The following is a 15,054-nucleotide window of genomic DNA, read 5'->3' as shown; positions in this document are numbered from 1 at the left end:
TATTATTCTTAAGGTTTTCTGAGCAAAAAATAATTTACTCAATAAATCTTATTTATTAGACTTTCTGCTTAATTATAGAACTAATTTTCGAATATGGGGAATGAATTGGTGGGGAATATAGAAAAGGGCGGTTGCTGCCGCCCTGATAAAGAGCAAACCAAAGAATTACTGGAAAAAAGTGACTTCCCCAGTAGAAACATCATATAAACCTCCAACAATAGCGACAGCGGAGGATTCAACAAGTTTTTTGATGATGCTGCTTTTTGCAGGAATACTGCTCATGGCTATTTGTACGTTTCGCTTGGCAACTTCATTGACAAACTCAGAGTTATTGCCATCGCGATCTTTTATTATTGTGTTTTCTTGTTCAATTGCAGGCTTTATTTTTTCCAAAAGGGCGGTTAAATGCCCAAGTTGGGCATGGTTACATGCGCCTTTCACTGCACCGCAGTTGGTGTGTCCTAAAACCATTATCAGTTTTGAACCGGCAATTTCACAGGCAAATTCCATGCTGCCAATTATATCATCGTTGATTATATTGCCTGCAATGCGTATGCTGAAGATATCACCCAGGCCTTGATCAAAAATCAGCTCTGCAGGAGTTCTCGAATCAATACAGCTTAAAATAGTGGCAAAAGGATACTGTCCTTCAGCTGTTTCATTGACTTGCTGTAAGAGATTTCGATTTAAGCGCAGATTTTGGATAAAGCGCTGATTTCCCTGCTTGAGCAATTTAAGAGCATCCGCAGGGGTAATTTTTTTTTGAAGTTCTTTGGTAATGGTTTTCATTTGAGTACCTTTGTTAAATTATTGTTTTAATAGTCCAAAAGCGAGTAACATCCAGAATTTCATAAACCTTATTCAACGAAGGCTTTAAAGTCAATTTAAATCTACAAATTGCTGATGCCTTTATGGTTTCCTATGCGACAGCCTATTGGCAATTAAAAAACTGATGGATAAAGGACCCATGAAAAAGAGGATTGAAGAGAGCAAGTCATTTATCTTGATTTTAATGTATAGTTATGTATAATAGTGTATAAGAAAACAAGATAAGCAGGAATAAAATGGCTATTGCAATCAGGCTGCCTGAAGAGCTTGAAAAAGAGCTTTCTATGGTGGCAAAAAAAATGCGACGCTCTAAAAGCTTTATGGTTAGGGAGGCGATTTCTCACTACCTTGAAGATATTAGAGATTACCAAGAGGCAACAGACGCATTAAAAAATACTGAACGTCTTTATTCTTTTGAAGAAGTAAGGAAAGAGCTTGGCCTGGACGATTAATTACACTGATGTTGCTTTAAAGCAACTAAAGAAATTAGATAAATCCATGGCTAAAAGAATCGTTCATTACATGGAGGCAAATATAAAGATTCTTGGTAATCCAAGGCAGACAGGCAAAGGACTGTCTTTTGACAAGTCAGGGTTTTGGCGCTATCGCATTGGAGATTATCGCGTTATTTGCCAGATAAAAGATGACGAACTAACCATCATTGTCGTGACCGTTGGCCATAGGAAAAAGGTTTACGATTAACATGCGCAAAGAGCAGTGCAATTTGTCGCCGCCCTACGGCACGGAAGCTAACTCAGGCAACTATGCCACGTGTACTTGTGCAAACAATTAAATATTGCTCACTCAAATCTTGTCCGCTGGAAAAAACAAAACTTTATCCCTGTTGCCCAGCAATTAAAAATTAACATGCTGACAGGGGAGAACTTGCCAATTGATCTGAGCAAAGAAGATATGCTCAGGCGTATACAGGGCGAACAATAAAGAATTCAGGGAAATAATAAAAACAACAGGGAACACAGTAACAATAAACTATAGGTGTTCTATGTCTACAATTGAAAAAACTACCCAGAAAATCAGAGAGAACCAATTTGTTAACAAATTAATTTCCTCATGGAAAGAAATTTTATTTGGAGCAGGCCTATTGTTCTTTGGTTATAAAGTGCTAAACACGCTTGAGTCAATTAATAATAATGTTTATGAGGCAGGGCACAAGGTATATAAGTTATGTGTTGAGCAGACCCATAATCCCTATGGATGCATGTGAGATTAATGGAGGCCTTAATATGAATTTAAAAAAAACATTATCCGCTTTATTCCTGATGGCATGCGCTATGAACAGTTATGCCCATGGTGATCAAGACACTTATACCATACCCATCGGAACTAAGTGCATTAGTAAAGATACCAGACATTGCACTGATGCCTGCAAAAGCAATGGTTTTGAAAAGGGTATATGTAAATTTCCCAATCCGAATATAGATATGGGTAGGTGTTATTGCAGGTATTATTAATAAAGACTTGAGATTTATTTTAAGGCATAATCAGGAAGGTTTCGGCTGGGCACTTCATGTTCCCAGCGCGGGAACTTAAAACAAGCGAATGAATACTGTAGCCGCCAAGCACTCTATTCATTCTTTTTTAACCTCGGATGCCATATTGGCAATCATTTACATGAGCATCCTTACAACACCCCTTAAACACAACTAAAAGGAGATAATTGCATGGGAAATTATAACACTAGCAATACTGATAGCAAACACTATCAAGACACTTTTTACCTAATTCCACGTTATATTCGCCACCTTCCAGGAATAACCCTTGCTTATCTCGATGTTTATGAAACCATTTTCCAATTCTGGAATAAAAATAAAAATTGTTATCTTGGCGAAGAATCTTTATGTCAGCGGACAGGATACAAGCGAGCAGTAATATATAAGGCTTTATCTTTTTTTGAAAAACACATTGAGTTAAAAAGAGTCAAATTGAATGGTAAAAGATATTTGATGAAGCCCGAAAAAATAATAGAAACTGATTGTCTTGAAGAAGAACAAACGTCTACAACCGTAGACTCAAACGTCCACAACCATAGACTTTTAACGTCTACAACAGTAGACCATAATATAAAGAATATAAATAAAGAAAATAAAACAACAACAGAACACACTCATTTACCGCACCCCACTAAGTCTGATTATCACAATAATCAGACTTAAAAGCTGTTGCATGAGGTTCACTCGACAATGATTTGCGTCACTTTTTTTTTGATGCTTAAGTTTTATTTAAGCTTAATGCGGTAAACTTACCCTATCTTATACTTTAGCCATACAGGATGATTGTGTTATGGGGTATCCAAGCTTTGAATCCACCGCAATTGGTCAGTTTTTTTTCGCTATTAAGAAGCGTTTAGAAAAAGCAAAGTTCGGAAATTCATCTGATGAAATCAATGCTCAAAAACAAATCAATACCATCAATAAAATCATTACAATTTTAAGTCAAGATATACTTTATTATTTTGACAATGGTTGCCAACCAGGTTTAATCCAGAAAGCAACGCTGCTTGGCAAAAAGAAAGAGTTGATTGCTGCGCTGAATGAAATTGGCTTTTTCAGACAAATGGTCAGCTTGTATTTAAACCAGCAATTTCCAGAAATTACAAAGCAGTGCTTGCAATCAGAGTCTTTGAGCGGTTTGGAAGCCAAAGAAGCGTATATTAAACAATTAAAAGTGTTGCTTTGTAATCAGATTGCCAATGATTCCTCGATTGGCTCCCTGGCACGTATGAGCGGCGATCAAAATCTGTTAAAAGATTTGCTGGATTGCTTTGATAAATTATCGCTCGATCTCGATGATTTATATGATAGCGACAATGAAAATATTAAAGAACAAGTTTTAATTGAGAAAATTCAAAAGGATTTGCCTGGATTGTTTTTTGGCAACCATCCCCCTTTAAAAATCACTCATCAAGAGACCTATGGGTTCATTAAAGAAATTTTTGAAAAACTAAGCGATTTGCCCCCTACCCTGCAGGATTTACTGCCATTTTTAAATCCAGACGCAATCACAACTGACTTAAGCAGCTCATTTGTAGCGAAACTTACTGCAGGCATTCCCATTAAAAAGATTGAGCATACAGGCGGTTTTAAATACCGGCTGGTATATAAAGAGGAGAAAAAAGAAGATAAGACGATCGATGCAAATGCATATTTTCAAAGTTTTCTGCCTAAAATCAGCGAATTCTTGGCTGAAGTCATGGGTAAATATTATCAGGATTATCCTGAAAGCCAGCATGTCAAACATGAATTGAGTAAAAACAGACTGATCAATGATCTGATTAAAAAAGAAACAATAATAAGCGAAGAAGAAAAACTGTTCATTGAGGCTTGCCATTTAATTTTGATCCAAACAGTTCAAGATAATTCTTTTGAAGAAAAATTGGGTGATATTAATAAACTGGATCAATCGCTTGAGAGCCAGGTGGAAGCTATCGATAAAAGAATTCTTAAGCTTCAACAAAGGTTGCGTGATTATAAAGAAAATAAGATCTCTCAGTTCTGCGCGGAGCATCAAATTAATCTAGATGGCGAATTGGATCTAAACTATCCTCTCCCTGCTGCCATTGTGATTCAAGATTCGAGCAATTTTAAAGCAGTCGAAGTCCGCAAGACATTAGAGGCTGCAAACACAAAAAAAATGGAAGAACTTCAACAATCAAAAAAGAAACTTCTGGAAAAACGGGAAGAAGTAACGAGATTGCGTCAAGATACTATCAAAAGCTTTCTGGAAGAAGAAATCCGGAAAAACATCGGGCCTATCCAAGAGCTTCAGCAAAACATTCTGAAACTCACAGAAAACTTTGCAATCAAGTCATCTTCTAAAGAAATTGAAGAGCAAATTCAGCAACTGCTTGAGCAACAGCGACAATTAATTGAGCATAAAAAGTCGCTGAATGAGTTTAAAGTTAAAGAATCCATTTGCTCTGAAATCCTGCAAAACGCGGATAATACTGCTTTAGAAACCATCCAAAAAGCTTATCAAGCTGCCGTAAGTGATTGTGAGAAAGAGATAGAGTCAGCAACTCAAACTCTGGAGCTGAGGACAGCAGAATTGCAATCCTCCCTTGAAAAAGCCAAACAGAGAGAACTTTTGGAATCCTGCAATGCGGAAATGATAGGACGGTTTATAGACGATAAAAAACAGGAATTATCAACCATAATAGAAAAGAATAAGCAGATCGATACAACCTTGACGGAAATTGATCAAGCTCAGGATTGGAACTTTTGTCCTCTCATCGCAAGCGAAGTTCATGGCCTGTTCAAACAAATTGAATCCGAGATAAAAGAATTCGCTTACAGAAAAAAAGAACCTGAACAACTGTTCGCTGAAGGTGCGCTGCTTTCTGTTAAAGGCGCTAGTGACGCCTTATATTTTGTTAATAACTTGTTCATTAATTACGAAACTACTAAGGAGATAGAAAAACCGCTACCGCCTAAACGTGGCGATAAGGATTATAAGTTAAAGCTCAATGTTTATGAGACCCAATTACTAGGGTATCAAATTTGGGAAAAAACCAATCGGACGTTTTTAAAAATTTCCAAAATGCTTGATAAAATGAAAAGCAAGCTGCAAGACTTGCAAAAACCAGTCGAAATATATGAATCCAATTTAAAGAAGAAACAAGAATTAAAAAAATTGAGAAAAGAATATGATGAAAATGCGTCTGCTATAAACGCTGAGGTTGAAGTGCTCGAAGCAGTAAAGCCCGTATTAGAGAAACTTGAAACTTTAAATCAAAAAACCAATGAACTTTCCGGTAGCCCAAGCGAGCTTATCTCGTCCCTTGTCAACTTCCTTAATGAAATTAGAGGGTTGCAATCCGATTATGAGGATCTTACCAAGTTAGCAGAAAAAATAGCCAAGCTTAAAAATAAAGATCATTATGAACAAATGCTGCAAACTGCCGAGAAACTGCTGACTGGTTTGCAATCCAGGATAAACAACAAAATTAAGGAAGAGCTCGGGCAGTATTCCTCCCAAGTTGCCGGCAGTTTGCAAGCTGTTGATGAAATTGCTTTTGATGAAACAAAAGCCATTTTTGAAAAGAATCAACAAATACTTGAGGAAAGACAACGGTTCCTCAGCCAATTACCTGGTGAAGAATTGCTGCAAAGGTTGAAACAGGAAATTACCAAAGATGAACCATTGAAAGAACAAGCTCAAAAAATAGATGAAATTTTAGAAAATAAAGTGAAGCTCACTGAGTCTCTTGAGAAAAAAGCGTTAATCAATAAGCAATTAGGTGAGCGTGTTAAAGAACGAGAAGCACTGGTCACTAAATTATCTCAAGAACTCGATGATTACATCCAAAATAGAAATGATAAATACCGTGTGAAAGATACGTTTTTTGCTGGCGACAAAAGCGAGCGGGAAAGCTTTATTTCAGAGTTAAAACAAAAACTTCAGCATTATTCTGAAAGCAATAGCAGTAAAGAAATATTGGATTATATTGAGGAGAATAAGTCCAAATTCATCGGGTTCAACTTGCAATCCCTGTTAAACCGGATTGCCTTGGGACTTACAGATTTAGCCAAAAAAGTGGCCGCCAATTACGAGGATGAGCAAGTAGCGGCTGAATCGCCAATGCCTGCTCAAGAAATTTTACGCCTTTTTAAGGGAAAGCAAGGCGACCATTTGGCATATGCCGAAGCCATAGAGGCACTTTATGGCAAAATACAAGAGCTCGATAGGTATGGGTCTACTCTGAAAGAAGACGACCAAAAAATTGTGCATGAACACGCAGAATCACTTAAAACGCGGGTTGATGGTTTTGTAACTGCCCATTCGGACGATTTGCCGAGCAAAGAGCAAATGACTGCTTTTCAAAAAGAATTCAGGTTACATCTGCACAGCAAGGATGATATCATGTGCAAACATGATTCATGGAAGCCCTTGATTGCAAACATTGCTCTTGCCGTGTTTACCCTGGGCATTGCCTTAGGTATACAGCTTATCGCATCCAAAGTGTCAACAGGCCGGTTTGCCTTCTTTATGGACCGTTCAGAGCGTTTGCGGCGTGAAGATGCTATTGAAGAAAAGCTGGCTGCGCTCGAAATGCAAAATGGCGGATGATATGCTTTTATCGTAGCCCGGATTAGACGCAGTCGTAATCCGGGAGTATTCATAAAAAAACTATTAGATCCCGGATTACGACTGCGTCTAATCCGGGCTACAAATTAATCGGGGCATGTAAACCCCAAGAACGATGCAGTACTTAAATATGCTGACCAATATCACCCCATTCAAATTAACACTAGCCCTTGCCCCGCTCGTTCTGGCGCTGCCTTTAGCTATGGATATTTATGTACCTGCTATTCCTGGTTTAACTCATTTGTTTGCTGTTTCAGATAGCACCATGCTTTTGACGTTAAGCATTTTTATGCTGACAGCCGGGATCATGCAGCTTGTCGTTGGTCCTTTATCAGACAGTTTTGGTAGAAAAAAAATCGCGCTTTTGGTGACTTTGATATTCGCTGCGGGGTGTATTTTATGCGCTTCGGCCAGCAATGCGCTGTTTCTTATTTTTGCCCGCATGATTCAGGCTATTGGCAGCTGCGGGATGTTGGTACTTGGTTTTTCCATTGTGCGCGACTGCTTCAGCGGCGATAAAAGCGCAAAGGTTTATAGCTACCTCAATGGGATTATCTCTTTTTCACCCATGTTTGCACCCTTCATTGGCGGTTATCTCGATATTTATTTCGGCTGGCAGGCCACTTTTTTAAGCCTATTGGGGATTGCCCTGTATGCTTTTATATCGTTAAAATTGTTTCTGCCTGAAACCCTCCCCGCAGCAAGTAAAATACCTTTTTCATGGCATGCGGTCATAAGACAATACCGTGCTATTTTTAGCAATCCTGTATTTGCTGTTTATAATCTGGCCACCTGCTTTGGCTTATCGTATTTATATCTCTTTTGTGCCCTGTCTCCCTATCTCATTATTCGTGAACTTCATATACCTGAAAGCGAATACGGTTTTTATTTTTTTTACATGGGGGTTTCTTTTTTTCTTGGCAGTGTAATTTGCAGCCAAATTGTGGAGCGTTTTAAGGTTTATAAAACCTGCCTGTTGGGATTTGTCATTACCTTGATTGGCGGCATCTGGATGTGCGCCTGGTATACCCATACAGGATTAACGCTGCATGGTTTTATCTATCCCATGCTGCTGATTGGTATTGGCGGGACATTTTGCATGGGCGCGGGAAGCGGCGGCTTAATGACTCCCTTTGGCGAACAGGCAGGAACAGCCGCAGCGCTTGGCGGGACGCTGCGCTTTATCTTTTCTTCAGTCGTTGGGATGCTTGTGATCCGTAACAATGTGGCAAGTACTCTTCCTTTAGGTCTACCAGCGATTGTCTTTAGCCTGACTGGACTTGTGTTGTTTCTAATGAACCGTTACTCATTGGCTTTGGCAGGCGCTGAAAATAATTAATCGCGTGCTAAATATTGATGTCTCGCGAAATAATGTTAATTTCACCTTCTTCCTGATGGGCGTAAATTAAGGTATATTCGGGCACCTCAAGCCATGTGGTGTTGTCTTCAGTCAAAGGTTCGGATGCAATGATGATGCTTGCGTTTTTTACCCCGCCTTTCATTTTATATTCTCCCTCATAAAACCCATAACTTTCACCATAAGTATACCAAAGTGAGTGATAGGCAAAGTGCGCGCCTGTTTCTTCTTCCGGAGGATACCAGCCATAATCAAATACAAAACGGGTTGCGGCGATGAAATCTCCGTTGCTGATGAAGAGATTGACCGGTGAATTAATATTAACATCATAAAGTTTTCGTACTTTTTCGATAATTTCAAGCGTGTTGATGATGGCGGCAATGATTTTTTCGGAATCAACTGATTGCAAATCTTTTGACAGCTGCGATAAAAAAACAGCATAGATCCATTCGCTGTCTGTGGTTCCCAGTATATGCTTTTTATATTCATCCTTGATGTAATCCAAAAGGCCGTAACGGATATTCTCAAAATCGTGCAACGAGCCGTTATGCGCAAGCGCAATATTGGTTTCTGGAAAAATAAAAGGGTGCACATTTTGATTGGCTACCACCTGCTCTTCCTGGTATGGAACTCCCCTTAAATGCGCGAGAAAACAATGCGGTGAAATTTTTTGTGCCAAATTTCTAAGATTTGGGTCATAAAACGGCAACTGCGGTGTTTTATAAAGATAAGGCAGATGCTTGTTATGGGATTGACTATCCCATGCCGCCATTCCGAAACCCGCAAGATTTAAGAGATAAGACATGTATTTTGGATGATAACTTTGCTGAATGAATGAGTTATCGGGTTTGTACAGCAAGTCTTCAATGACGGTTGGCTTGCCTAAATAAGATAACACTCTGCACATGCTGCCCTCACCTGTTGTATAGCTCGATGTGTAACCGCACATCAAGTTTATCGATAGATTTACCGAGCGCTACGATTGATTCGCAGATTAGTTCAAACAATTTATACCAGAGCTCCGGTTTTTGTTGTTTGAAGTATTCCAGTTGTTTTTCGGGTATTTTTAAGAGCGTTGCCTTCTCGCAGGTGATGAACGTGATGGTAAATTTTGAATCTTTGTCTATGCAGCCGATGCTCGCAAACAATAAGTTTGGCCCGATGACAGAAAGTTTCGCAAGTTTGTTATCCTGCATGATACTGGATTGCACGGCGCCATTCAGGACGATATAGCAGCAAGCACTTTTCTCTTGCTCATGGATTAAAATATAATTTTTAGGCGCCTGCAAAATGGAGGCGTGGTGCAGTAATTCACCAACTTCGTCATCACTGAAATGTTGAAACAGAACTTTTTGTAATAATTGTTCCTCATTTATTCCACTTTGAGAGAAAGTCATTTCTTTTGCATGGGTGAGCGAATGGATAACCCGGCCAAAAAGGGATAAAGATACCATATCCGATTCCAAGATAAATTCATTAACCTTATCATGCATGCTTTTTATCCGCTGGCAAAGCTGGATACTGATGGCTTTAAGAATTTTGTATTTTGTTTCAGGATAATAGAATCGAAGCAACTCAGTATAGCCCGAACTTATGAATAAACATTTGCAAGGACTCTTGGCTATCGCATAAGTTCGTGAAGGCTCTTTATCAATGAAGCAAATCTCTCCTAAAAACTCACCGGCTTTGCGTATGTCAATTTTAGCAATTTTATCTCCCATGGTTCTCGCAAAAATATTGGCTTTACCAGAAAGCAAGATATACAGGCCATGGGATACTTTTCCTTGTTTATAAATAACGCAGTCAACAGGATAATATTGCACTTCGGAATGAGCGAGTATTCTATTTAACTCATCCCTTGTTAAAAGGCGTCCGAGCTTTGTTGCCTGAACTTCTTCAATCAGGCTTTCAGTGATGTTGGTATTGATATTCATAGGTTTTTAACACATCCTATTGGTTCAGCCAGGACTGGTACTGGATAGAGATTATCTTGGGAAAAGATCCATATTCTTTATACAAATTTCTAAGAATCATCGCATCATTTCCGTTATCATTGACTTCATCCATGAGCTTTTGAACATATTTTTCGCAGCCCAGCTGGGCGCTGTAAGTCTTGATTTTTTTTTCCGTACTCATGATATCGTCCATGAGCGGCAATTCTTTATTGTTGTCCGTATCAACCAATTTGGCTTCCAAGCCATAGCGGCTTGCCTGAAATCGGTTATGCTGATAGGCAAAATACAATTCTTCTGTGAGCTTAAATGGCCGTTCGGCAAGTAAATACAGAGCCAGGCTTTGAACATAGGCAGCAATCATAACCGCTTTCTCAAGTTTCAGGGGAGTATCAAAAATTCGAATTTCTACCGTGCCGAATTCTGGTTTTGGACGCACATCCCAATACACATCCTTCATGCTTTCAATAATTCCCCAGTCCCGCATCTTATAAAAATAGGCGGTAAATTCTTGCCAGTTTTGGAGAAAAGGCATAACCCGGCTCATTGGGAATCCATTAAACACAGCAGACCTTGTCGAAAAATATCCCGTATCAGTCCCCTCATAAAAAGGCGATGAAGCGCTTATGGCAATAAACTGGGGAATGTATCGCGCGAACGCATGGGTTAAATATAAGGCATCTTCAGCATTGGCGCATCCGACATGCACATGCTGGCCAAATACCGAAGCCTGTTTTGCCAGGTAGCCATAAATTTTCGCAATTTTTATATATCTTTCGCGAGGAAATACTTTTTGAGATATCCATTTTTGTTCAGGATGAATTCCTCCACCACAAAAACCAATGTTAAGATGACTGGTTTTATCAATGAGATAGCTTTGCAATTGCCGCAATTCTTCAAGCATCGCCTCAGCAGAGAGGTGAATAGACGTGTTAATTTCTATCATGCTCTGATTGATTTCGGGTTTAATGCGGCAATTAAAGGGGTTACTTTTTAAGCAGCGAAATATATCTATTGCGCGGGAAGCCAAGGCGAAAGTATCTCTATCAATTATCTGATATTCCAGCTCCACACCAATTGAAACTGCTTTAGATTTCTTAAAAGGCAACGCCTTCATATCATTCCTTGAATATTTTCGGGCTATTTTAAAATGCTTGACTGGAACCTAATCAGCATAAATTGCCTTGTTCTGTGCTTATTATAGATGAAATATCGCTATCTTTTCACAACATAATCATTGCTTCCTGGAACTAAAAACCGCTGCTAGATTTCATTTCGCCATTGAAAACAATAAATGAACGGATTATGCTTCGTGAACATATAAGGAATTGCCCTATTTCAGTAAATTATCGTGGCTACTCTTGATCTTGCCTCATATAACGGCGATTATTTTTTATTTTTTGCTGGAGTTTTGCGTGGAACAGGAAATAATGGAATATGATGTAATCATTGTAGGCGCGGGGCCCTCAGGATTATCAGCAGGCATCAGACTCAAGCAACTGGCAGCCAAAGAGAATCGGGAGATAAACGTCTGCATTCTAGAAAAAGGCGCGCAGGTTGGTTCTCATATTCTCTCAGGCGCTGTTCTTGAGCCAGGAAGCTTAAAAGCCTTGCTGCCAGACTCGTGGCAGGAAGCGCCCTTAAACACTGCTGTAACTTCCGATCTTTTTTATTATCTAAGCGAGAAACGGGCATATCGGCTCCCTACTCCCAAACCCATGCACAATCAAGGCAATTACATTATCAGTCTTGGTGAATTGTGTCAGTTTTTAGCAGGAATTGCTGAAGAATTGGGTTGCGAGCTATATCCCGGGTTTGCTGCGGTTGATGTTCTTTATAATGGCGCAGGCGAAGTTATTGGCGTTGCTACAGGCGACATGGGACTTGATAAAGAAGGCAATAAAACAGCAAACTACCAACCAGGAATACACTTGCACGCCAAGCAGACACTTTTTGCCGAAGGTTGCCGGGGACAATTAAGTCAAAATTTAATGAATCGCTTTGATCTCAGAAAAGGCGTAAACCCCCAAACTTATGGTTTAGGAATTAAAGAGCTCTGGAAAATTCCATCTGAACAACATCAACGCGGTTTGGTCATCCATACAATCGGTTGGCCTCTTGACCATTCAACGTATGGGGGATCGTTCATATATCATCTATCTGACGATCGTGTTGCCGTTGGTTTTGTGGTGGGACTTGATTATAAAAATACCTGGTTGAATCCGTTTTCTGAAATGCAGCGCTTTAAAACCCATCCTTTTGTGCGTCAGATACTAAAAGGCGGCGAGCGCATTGCTTATGGCGCGCGGGCTTTAAATGAAGGAGGCTGGCAATCCCTACCCAAGCTTACTTTTCCAGGAGGCGCATTAATTGGAGATTCCGCAGGTTTTCTTAATGTACCTAAAATTAAAGGCATCCATACCGCCATGCAGTCGGGAATGTTTGCAGCCGAAGCCTGCTTTGAATTATTAACAAAGGTCGCAGAAGAAAGCCCTGTTGAGTTGACCGCCTACAGCTTCAAGCTTAAAAATTCCTGGGTAGCTGATGAATTGTATAAAGTGCGTAATGTGCGTCCTGGATTTCGCTACGGGTTATTTTTTGGTCTTCTTAATGCAGCATTTGAAACTTATATTTCTCATGGAAGATCGCCATGGACGCTTGCCAACCATGCCGATCATTTAACCTTAAAACCAGCCTCTGAATCTGAAAAAATCAATTACCCGAAGGCAGATGGTGTATTGACTTTTGATCGCCTCTCCTCAGTCTATCTGGCCAATACCTTTCATGAAGAAAATCAGCCCTGCCACTTAAAATTAAGGGATGAGAGCCTGGCTATCGACGTTAACTATAAACTCTACGCTTCTCCTGAAAGCCGGTACTGCCCTGCCAGCGTGTATGAAATCGTTGATGAGGATAGTTCACCAAAATTGCAAATCAACGCTCAAAACTGCATTCACTGTAAAACCTGCGATATCAAGGATCCAAGGCAAAATATTGTCTGGCAGGCGCCAGAAGGCGGCGGCGGACCAAACTATCTTGGAATGTAACCGCTTATAATTGATTGTTATTTAGGCGTGGTAATTGTAAAATAGCGCCTTTCATTTGATTTTATTGGTTGTTTGCCTTCCCTGTGCTCCTCAATTCCAGTTTGGCTGTTGAGCGAGCACCTAAGACATCTCAACGTCCCAGTGGCGCAGCTGGATAGCGCGGCCCCCTCCTAAGGGGCAGGTCGCAGGTTCGAATCCTGCCTGGGACGCCAATTCATGACAAAAAGCAATAATAGTTAAAGCTTTGGCGAAAAAGCAGCTGCCTCATTCTCTGAAGCGCTGACCGCCTGTATGTCGTTTTTTTGCGCTATATTTTCCTGCAGAGAATCCTGAGTCTTTTCAGCTTTTATTGCCTGCTTCAAGAGCGCATGATTGGCAGCCAATAGAGGACTTGCATATTTTTGTAAGCGGTGGCTGCTATATGCCAGAAAGAAATTTATAGTTTGATTTTTTTCAGGCAATGGCAAATCCATACTGGCACGGCTTAACATGGCGTTTTCATAGGCCTTCAACCATTTCGCCCTGTAATTATCCAGACTGGATAAGATATTTAAGTTGTATTTTTCTACCGCATCAATCTTCTTTTCTTTCGCTTTAGCAATACTTTGTCGCAAAAGACCTTTCAATGTCGCAACTCTATACTGCTCCTCCTGCAGCTTTAAGGACTGAGGTATATCAGAATCTACCAGCATGGCCTTTACAACTTCATTATATTTTGATGACTGTGAATACTTAAGTACCTGCGGCGAGGGATAAAAAAACCACTGTAAATTGTCATTTTCATCATAATAAGGAAAAATCAATGCATACTCTTTAAGTTGAGCCTTGTCGTCTTTCAGCAATTCCTTTAAATATAAAAAACCCAAAGTCCCACAGGCAAATATATCTGCTTGAGGTACGGGAATAGCATTTGAAGCTTGTAGAATGGCTGGTTTATCTAAAGGAAGTTCAGCAAATTGGTTTTTGCCTGACCTGGTAAAAGCAAGTTCACTGCCATACCAGGATACGGGTTTGATAATTGCCTGCCGGGTAATAATCAATACTTCAAAATGGCTGCTTCTTTTACTTTCTCCATTTGTATAAACATAGCCTACTGCCTCGTTTGATTTAAGTTCTTGCTTTATAGCGATAATCTCCGTCCAGGCTTCTTTCATTGAAAGACAGCAATGACTTATATTTTCTTTAAGCTCCCTATGCTCCTCACGAAGAAATTGATGGATTTCTTGATCCAGTATATTTTTGGCAGCTGGATTACTCATCAGGATGGTATTTACTTTGTTGAATTGTTCTTCATCAAGCTCTATGAGTTCTTGAACAGAATTCTCATCCACAGCAGGCGTTAGGTATTCTTTTAATAGCTCCTTAATTAACGTGCAATTCTTTTTACCAATGTTTTCCTCATTCAGGGTAAATTCTCCCGGCTCAAAACCCCGCATTACATAATTTGCATATTTACTTTTTTCATCCTGATAATCTCTTGCTGTTTCCTCATACCTATGCCTGTATATTGCTATTTTTTTTGCAATAAATTGCTTTCCGACAGCCGTGCTCCCGTTTTTATAAATCACGATTTGATATTTATTTTTATAGTGATCAGCAATAGGCTCAATTTGAGAAGCTTTCATACTCTTTGAGTGTTCCGGAGCCTTTAAAAACATTTGTTTATTTTCAGATACCATATCTCTTCTCGCGATATTAAATGTCTAATAAATGCAAAATATACCACCATCTGGTTTAATTTGAAACATATTGGTCTTAAAACAAA

Annotated in this window: 12 protein-coding genes and 1 tRNA gene; 8 read left to right on the top strand and 5 right to left on the bottom strand. The window is 39.6% G+C overall.

Annotation, left to right across the window (positions count from 1 at the left end):
* Positions 1 to 165: 165 nt before the first annotated feature.
* The gene (locus Llon_RS07135) at positions 166 to 789 is read right to left on the bottom strand and encodes a carbonic anhydrase family protein (protein WP_058529370.1); all 624 of its coding nucleotides are present in this window, start codon (positions 787 to 789) and stop codon (positions 166 to 168) included.
* Between the two features lie 275 nt (positions 790 to 1,064).
* Here Llon_RS07135 and relB point away from each other — a divergent pair, with 275 nt between their 5' ends.
* From relB to Llon_RS07105, 6 genes are all read left to right on the top strand, one after another.
* Entirely contained in the window at positions 1,065 to 1,280 is a 216-nt protein-coding gene (gene relB / locus Llon_RS07130) for a type II toxin-antitoxin system RelB family antitoxin (protein ID WP_058529369.1), read from the top strand.
* Entirely contained in the window at positions 1,264 to 1,530 is a 267-nt protein-coding gene (locus tag Llon_RS07125) for a type II toxin-antitoxin system RelE family toxin (protein WP_058529368.1), read from the top strand. Before relB ends, Llon_RS07125 begins: the two co-directional genes overlap by 17 nt.
* Positions 1,531 to 1,831: 301 nt before the next feature.
* Positions 1,832 to 2,053, top strand: a complete 222-nt coding sequence (locus Llon_RS07120) for a hypothetical protein (protein ID WP_058529367.1) — start codon at positions 1,832 to 1,834, stop codon at positions 2,051 to 2,053.
* A 457-nt stretch (positions 2,054 to 2,510) separates the two neighbouring features.
* On the top strand, positions 2,511 to 3,002 hold the full coding sequence (locus Llon_RS07115) for a hypothetical protein (RefSeq protein ID WP_058529366.1): 492 nt from the start codon (positions 2,511 to 2,513) through the stop codon (positions 3,000 to 3,002).
* A gap of 127 nt (positions 3,003 to 3,129) precedes the next feature.
* Complete coding sequence (locus tag Llon_RS07110) at positions 3,130 to 6,915, top strand: hypothetical protein (protein WP_058529365.1); 3,786 nt, start codon at positions 3,130 to 3,132, stop codon at positions 6,913 to 6,915.
* Positions 6,916 to 7,063: 148 nt separating this feature from the next.
* A complete protein-coding gene (locus tag Llon_RS07105; RefSeq protein ID WP_058529364.1) occupies positions 7,064 to 8,272 on the top strand; it encodes a multidrug effflux MFS transporter in 1,209 nt (402 codons plus the stop codon).
* Between the two features lie 7 nt (positions 8,273 to 8,279).
* Here the strand turns inward: Llon_RS07105 and Llon_RS07100 are convergent, their stop codons facing one another.
* The 3 genes from Llon_RS07100 to Llon_RS07090 are packed head-to-tail and all read right to left on the bottom strand — an operon-like array spanning position 8,280 to position 11,359.
* Positions 8,280 to 9,197 (bottom strand): class II glutamine amidotransferase, encoded by a 918-nt coding sequence (locus Llon_RS07100; RefSeq protein ID WP_058529363.1) that lies wholly within the window; start codon positions 9,195 to 9,197, stop codon positions 8,280 to 8,282.
* Positions 9,198 to 9,204: 7 nt separating this feature from the next.
* On the bottom strand, positions 9,205 to 10,224 hold the full coding sequence (locus Llon_RS07095; RefSeq protein WP_058529362.1) for a Crp/Fnr family transcriptional regulator: 1,020 nt from the start codon (positions 10,222 to 10,224) through the stop codon (positions 9,205 to 9,207).
* A gap of 16 nt (positions 10,225 to 10,240) precedes the next feature.
* Entirely contained in the window at positions 10,241 to 11,359 is a 1,119-nt protein-coding gene (locus Llon_RS07090) for a YbdK family carboxylate-amine ligase (RefSeq protein WP_058529361.1), read from the bottom strand.
* Positions 11,360 to 11,657: 298 nt separating this feature from the next.
* Here Llon_RS07090 and Llon_RS07085 point away from each other — a divergent pair, with 298 nt between their 5' ends.
* Together Llon_RS07085 and Llon_RS07080 are read left to right on the top strand one after the other, a co-directional pair.
* Complete coding sequence (locus Llon_RS07085) at positions 11,658 to 13,289, top strand: electron transfer flavoprotein-ubiquinone oxidoreductase (protein WP_058529487.1); 1,632 nt, start codon at positions 11,658 to 11,660, stop codon at positions 13,287 to 13,289.
* Between the two features lie 135 nt (positions 13,290 to 13,424).
* Positions 13,425 to 13,501 (top strand) — tRNA-Arg (locus Llon_RS07080).
* Between the two features lie 24 nt (positions 13,502 to 13,525).
* Here the strand turns inward: Llon_RS07080 and Llon_RS07075 are convergent.
* Positions 13,526 to 14,914 carry a hypothetical protein gene (locus tag Llon_RS07075; RefSeq protein ID WP_058529360.1) on the bottom strand — a complete coding sequence of 463 codons (1,389 nt, stop codon included), beginning with the start codon at positions 14,912 to 14,914 and terminating at the stop codon, positions 13,526 to 13,528.
* Positions 14,915 to 15,054: the final 140 nt, after the last annotated feature.

It is taken from the genome of Legionella londiniensis (assembly GCF_001467825.1).
GTDB lineage: Bacteria > Pseudomonadota > Gammaproteobacteria > Legionellales > Legionellaceae > Legionella_A > Legionella_A londiniensis.
This window is presented reverse-complemented; position numbering and strand designations above follow the sequence as displayed.

Coding starts and splice junctions, on each gene's coding strand:
- Llon_RS07090 (WP_058529361.1), bottom strand. CDS start 11,359: ATGAAGGCGTTGCCTTTTAAGAAATCTAAAGCAGTTTCAATTGGTGTG.
- Llon_RS07100 (WP_058529363.1), bottom strand. CDS start 9,197: ATGTGCAGAGTGTTATCTTATTTAGGCAAGCCAACCGTCATTGAAGAC.
- Llon_RS07110 (WP_058529365.1), top strand. CDS start 3,130: ATGGGGTATCCAAGCTTTGAATCCACCGCAATTGGTCAGTTTTTTTTC.
- Llon_RS07075 (WP_058529360.1), bottom strand. CDS start 14,914: ATGAAAGCTTCTCAAATTGAGCCTATTGCTGATCACTATAAAAATAAA.
- Llon_RS07135 (WP_058529370.1), bottom strand. CDS start 789: ATGAAAACCATTACCAAAGAACTTCAAAAAAAAATTACCCCTGCGGAT.
- relB (WP_058529369.1), top strand. CDS start 1,065: ATGGCTATTGCAATCAGGCTGCCTGAAGAGCTTGAAAAAGAGCTTTCT.
- Llon_RS07120 (WP_058529367.1), top strand. CDS start 1,832: ATGTCTACAATTGAAAAAACTACCCAGAAAATCAGAGAGAACCAATTT.
- Llon_RS07115 (WP_058529366.1), top strand. CDS start 2,511: ATGGGAAATTATAACACTAGCAATACTGATAGCAAACACTATCAAGAC.
- Llon_RS07105 (WP_058529364.1), top strand. CDS start 7,064: ATGCTGACCAATATCACCCCATTCAAATTAACACTAGCCCTTGCCCCG.
- Llon_RS07095 (WP_058529362.1), bottom strand. CDS start 10,224: ATGAATATCAATACCAACATCACTGAAAGCCTGATTGAAGAAGTTCAG.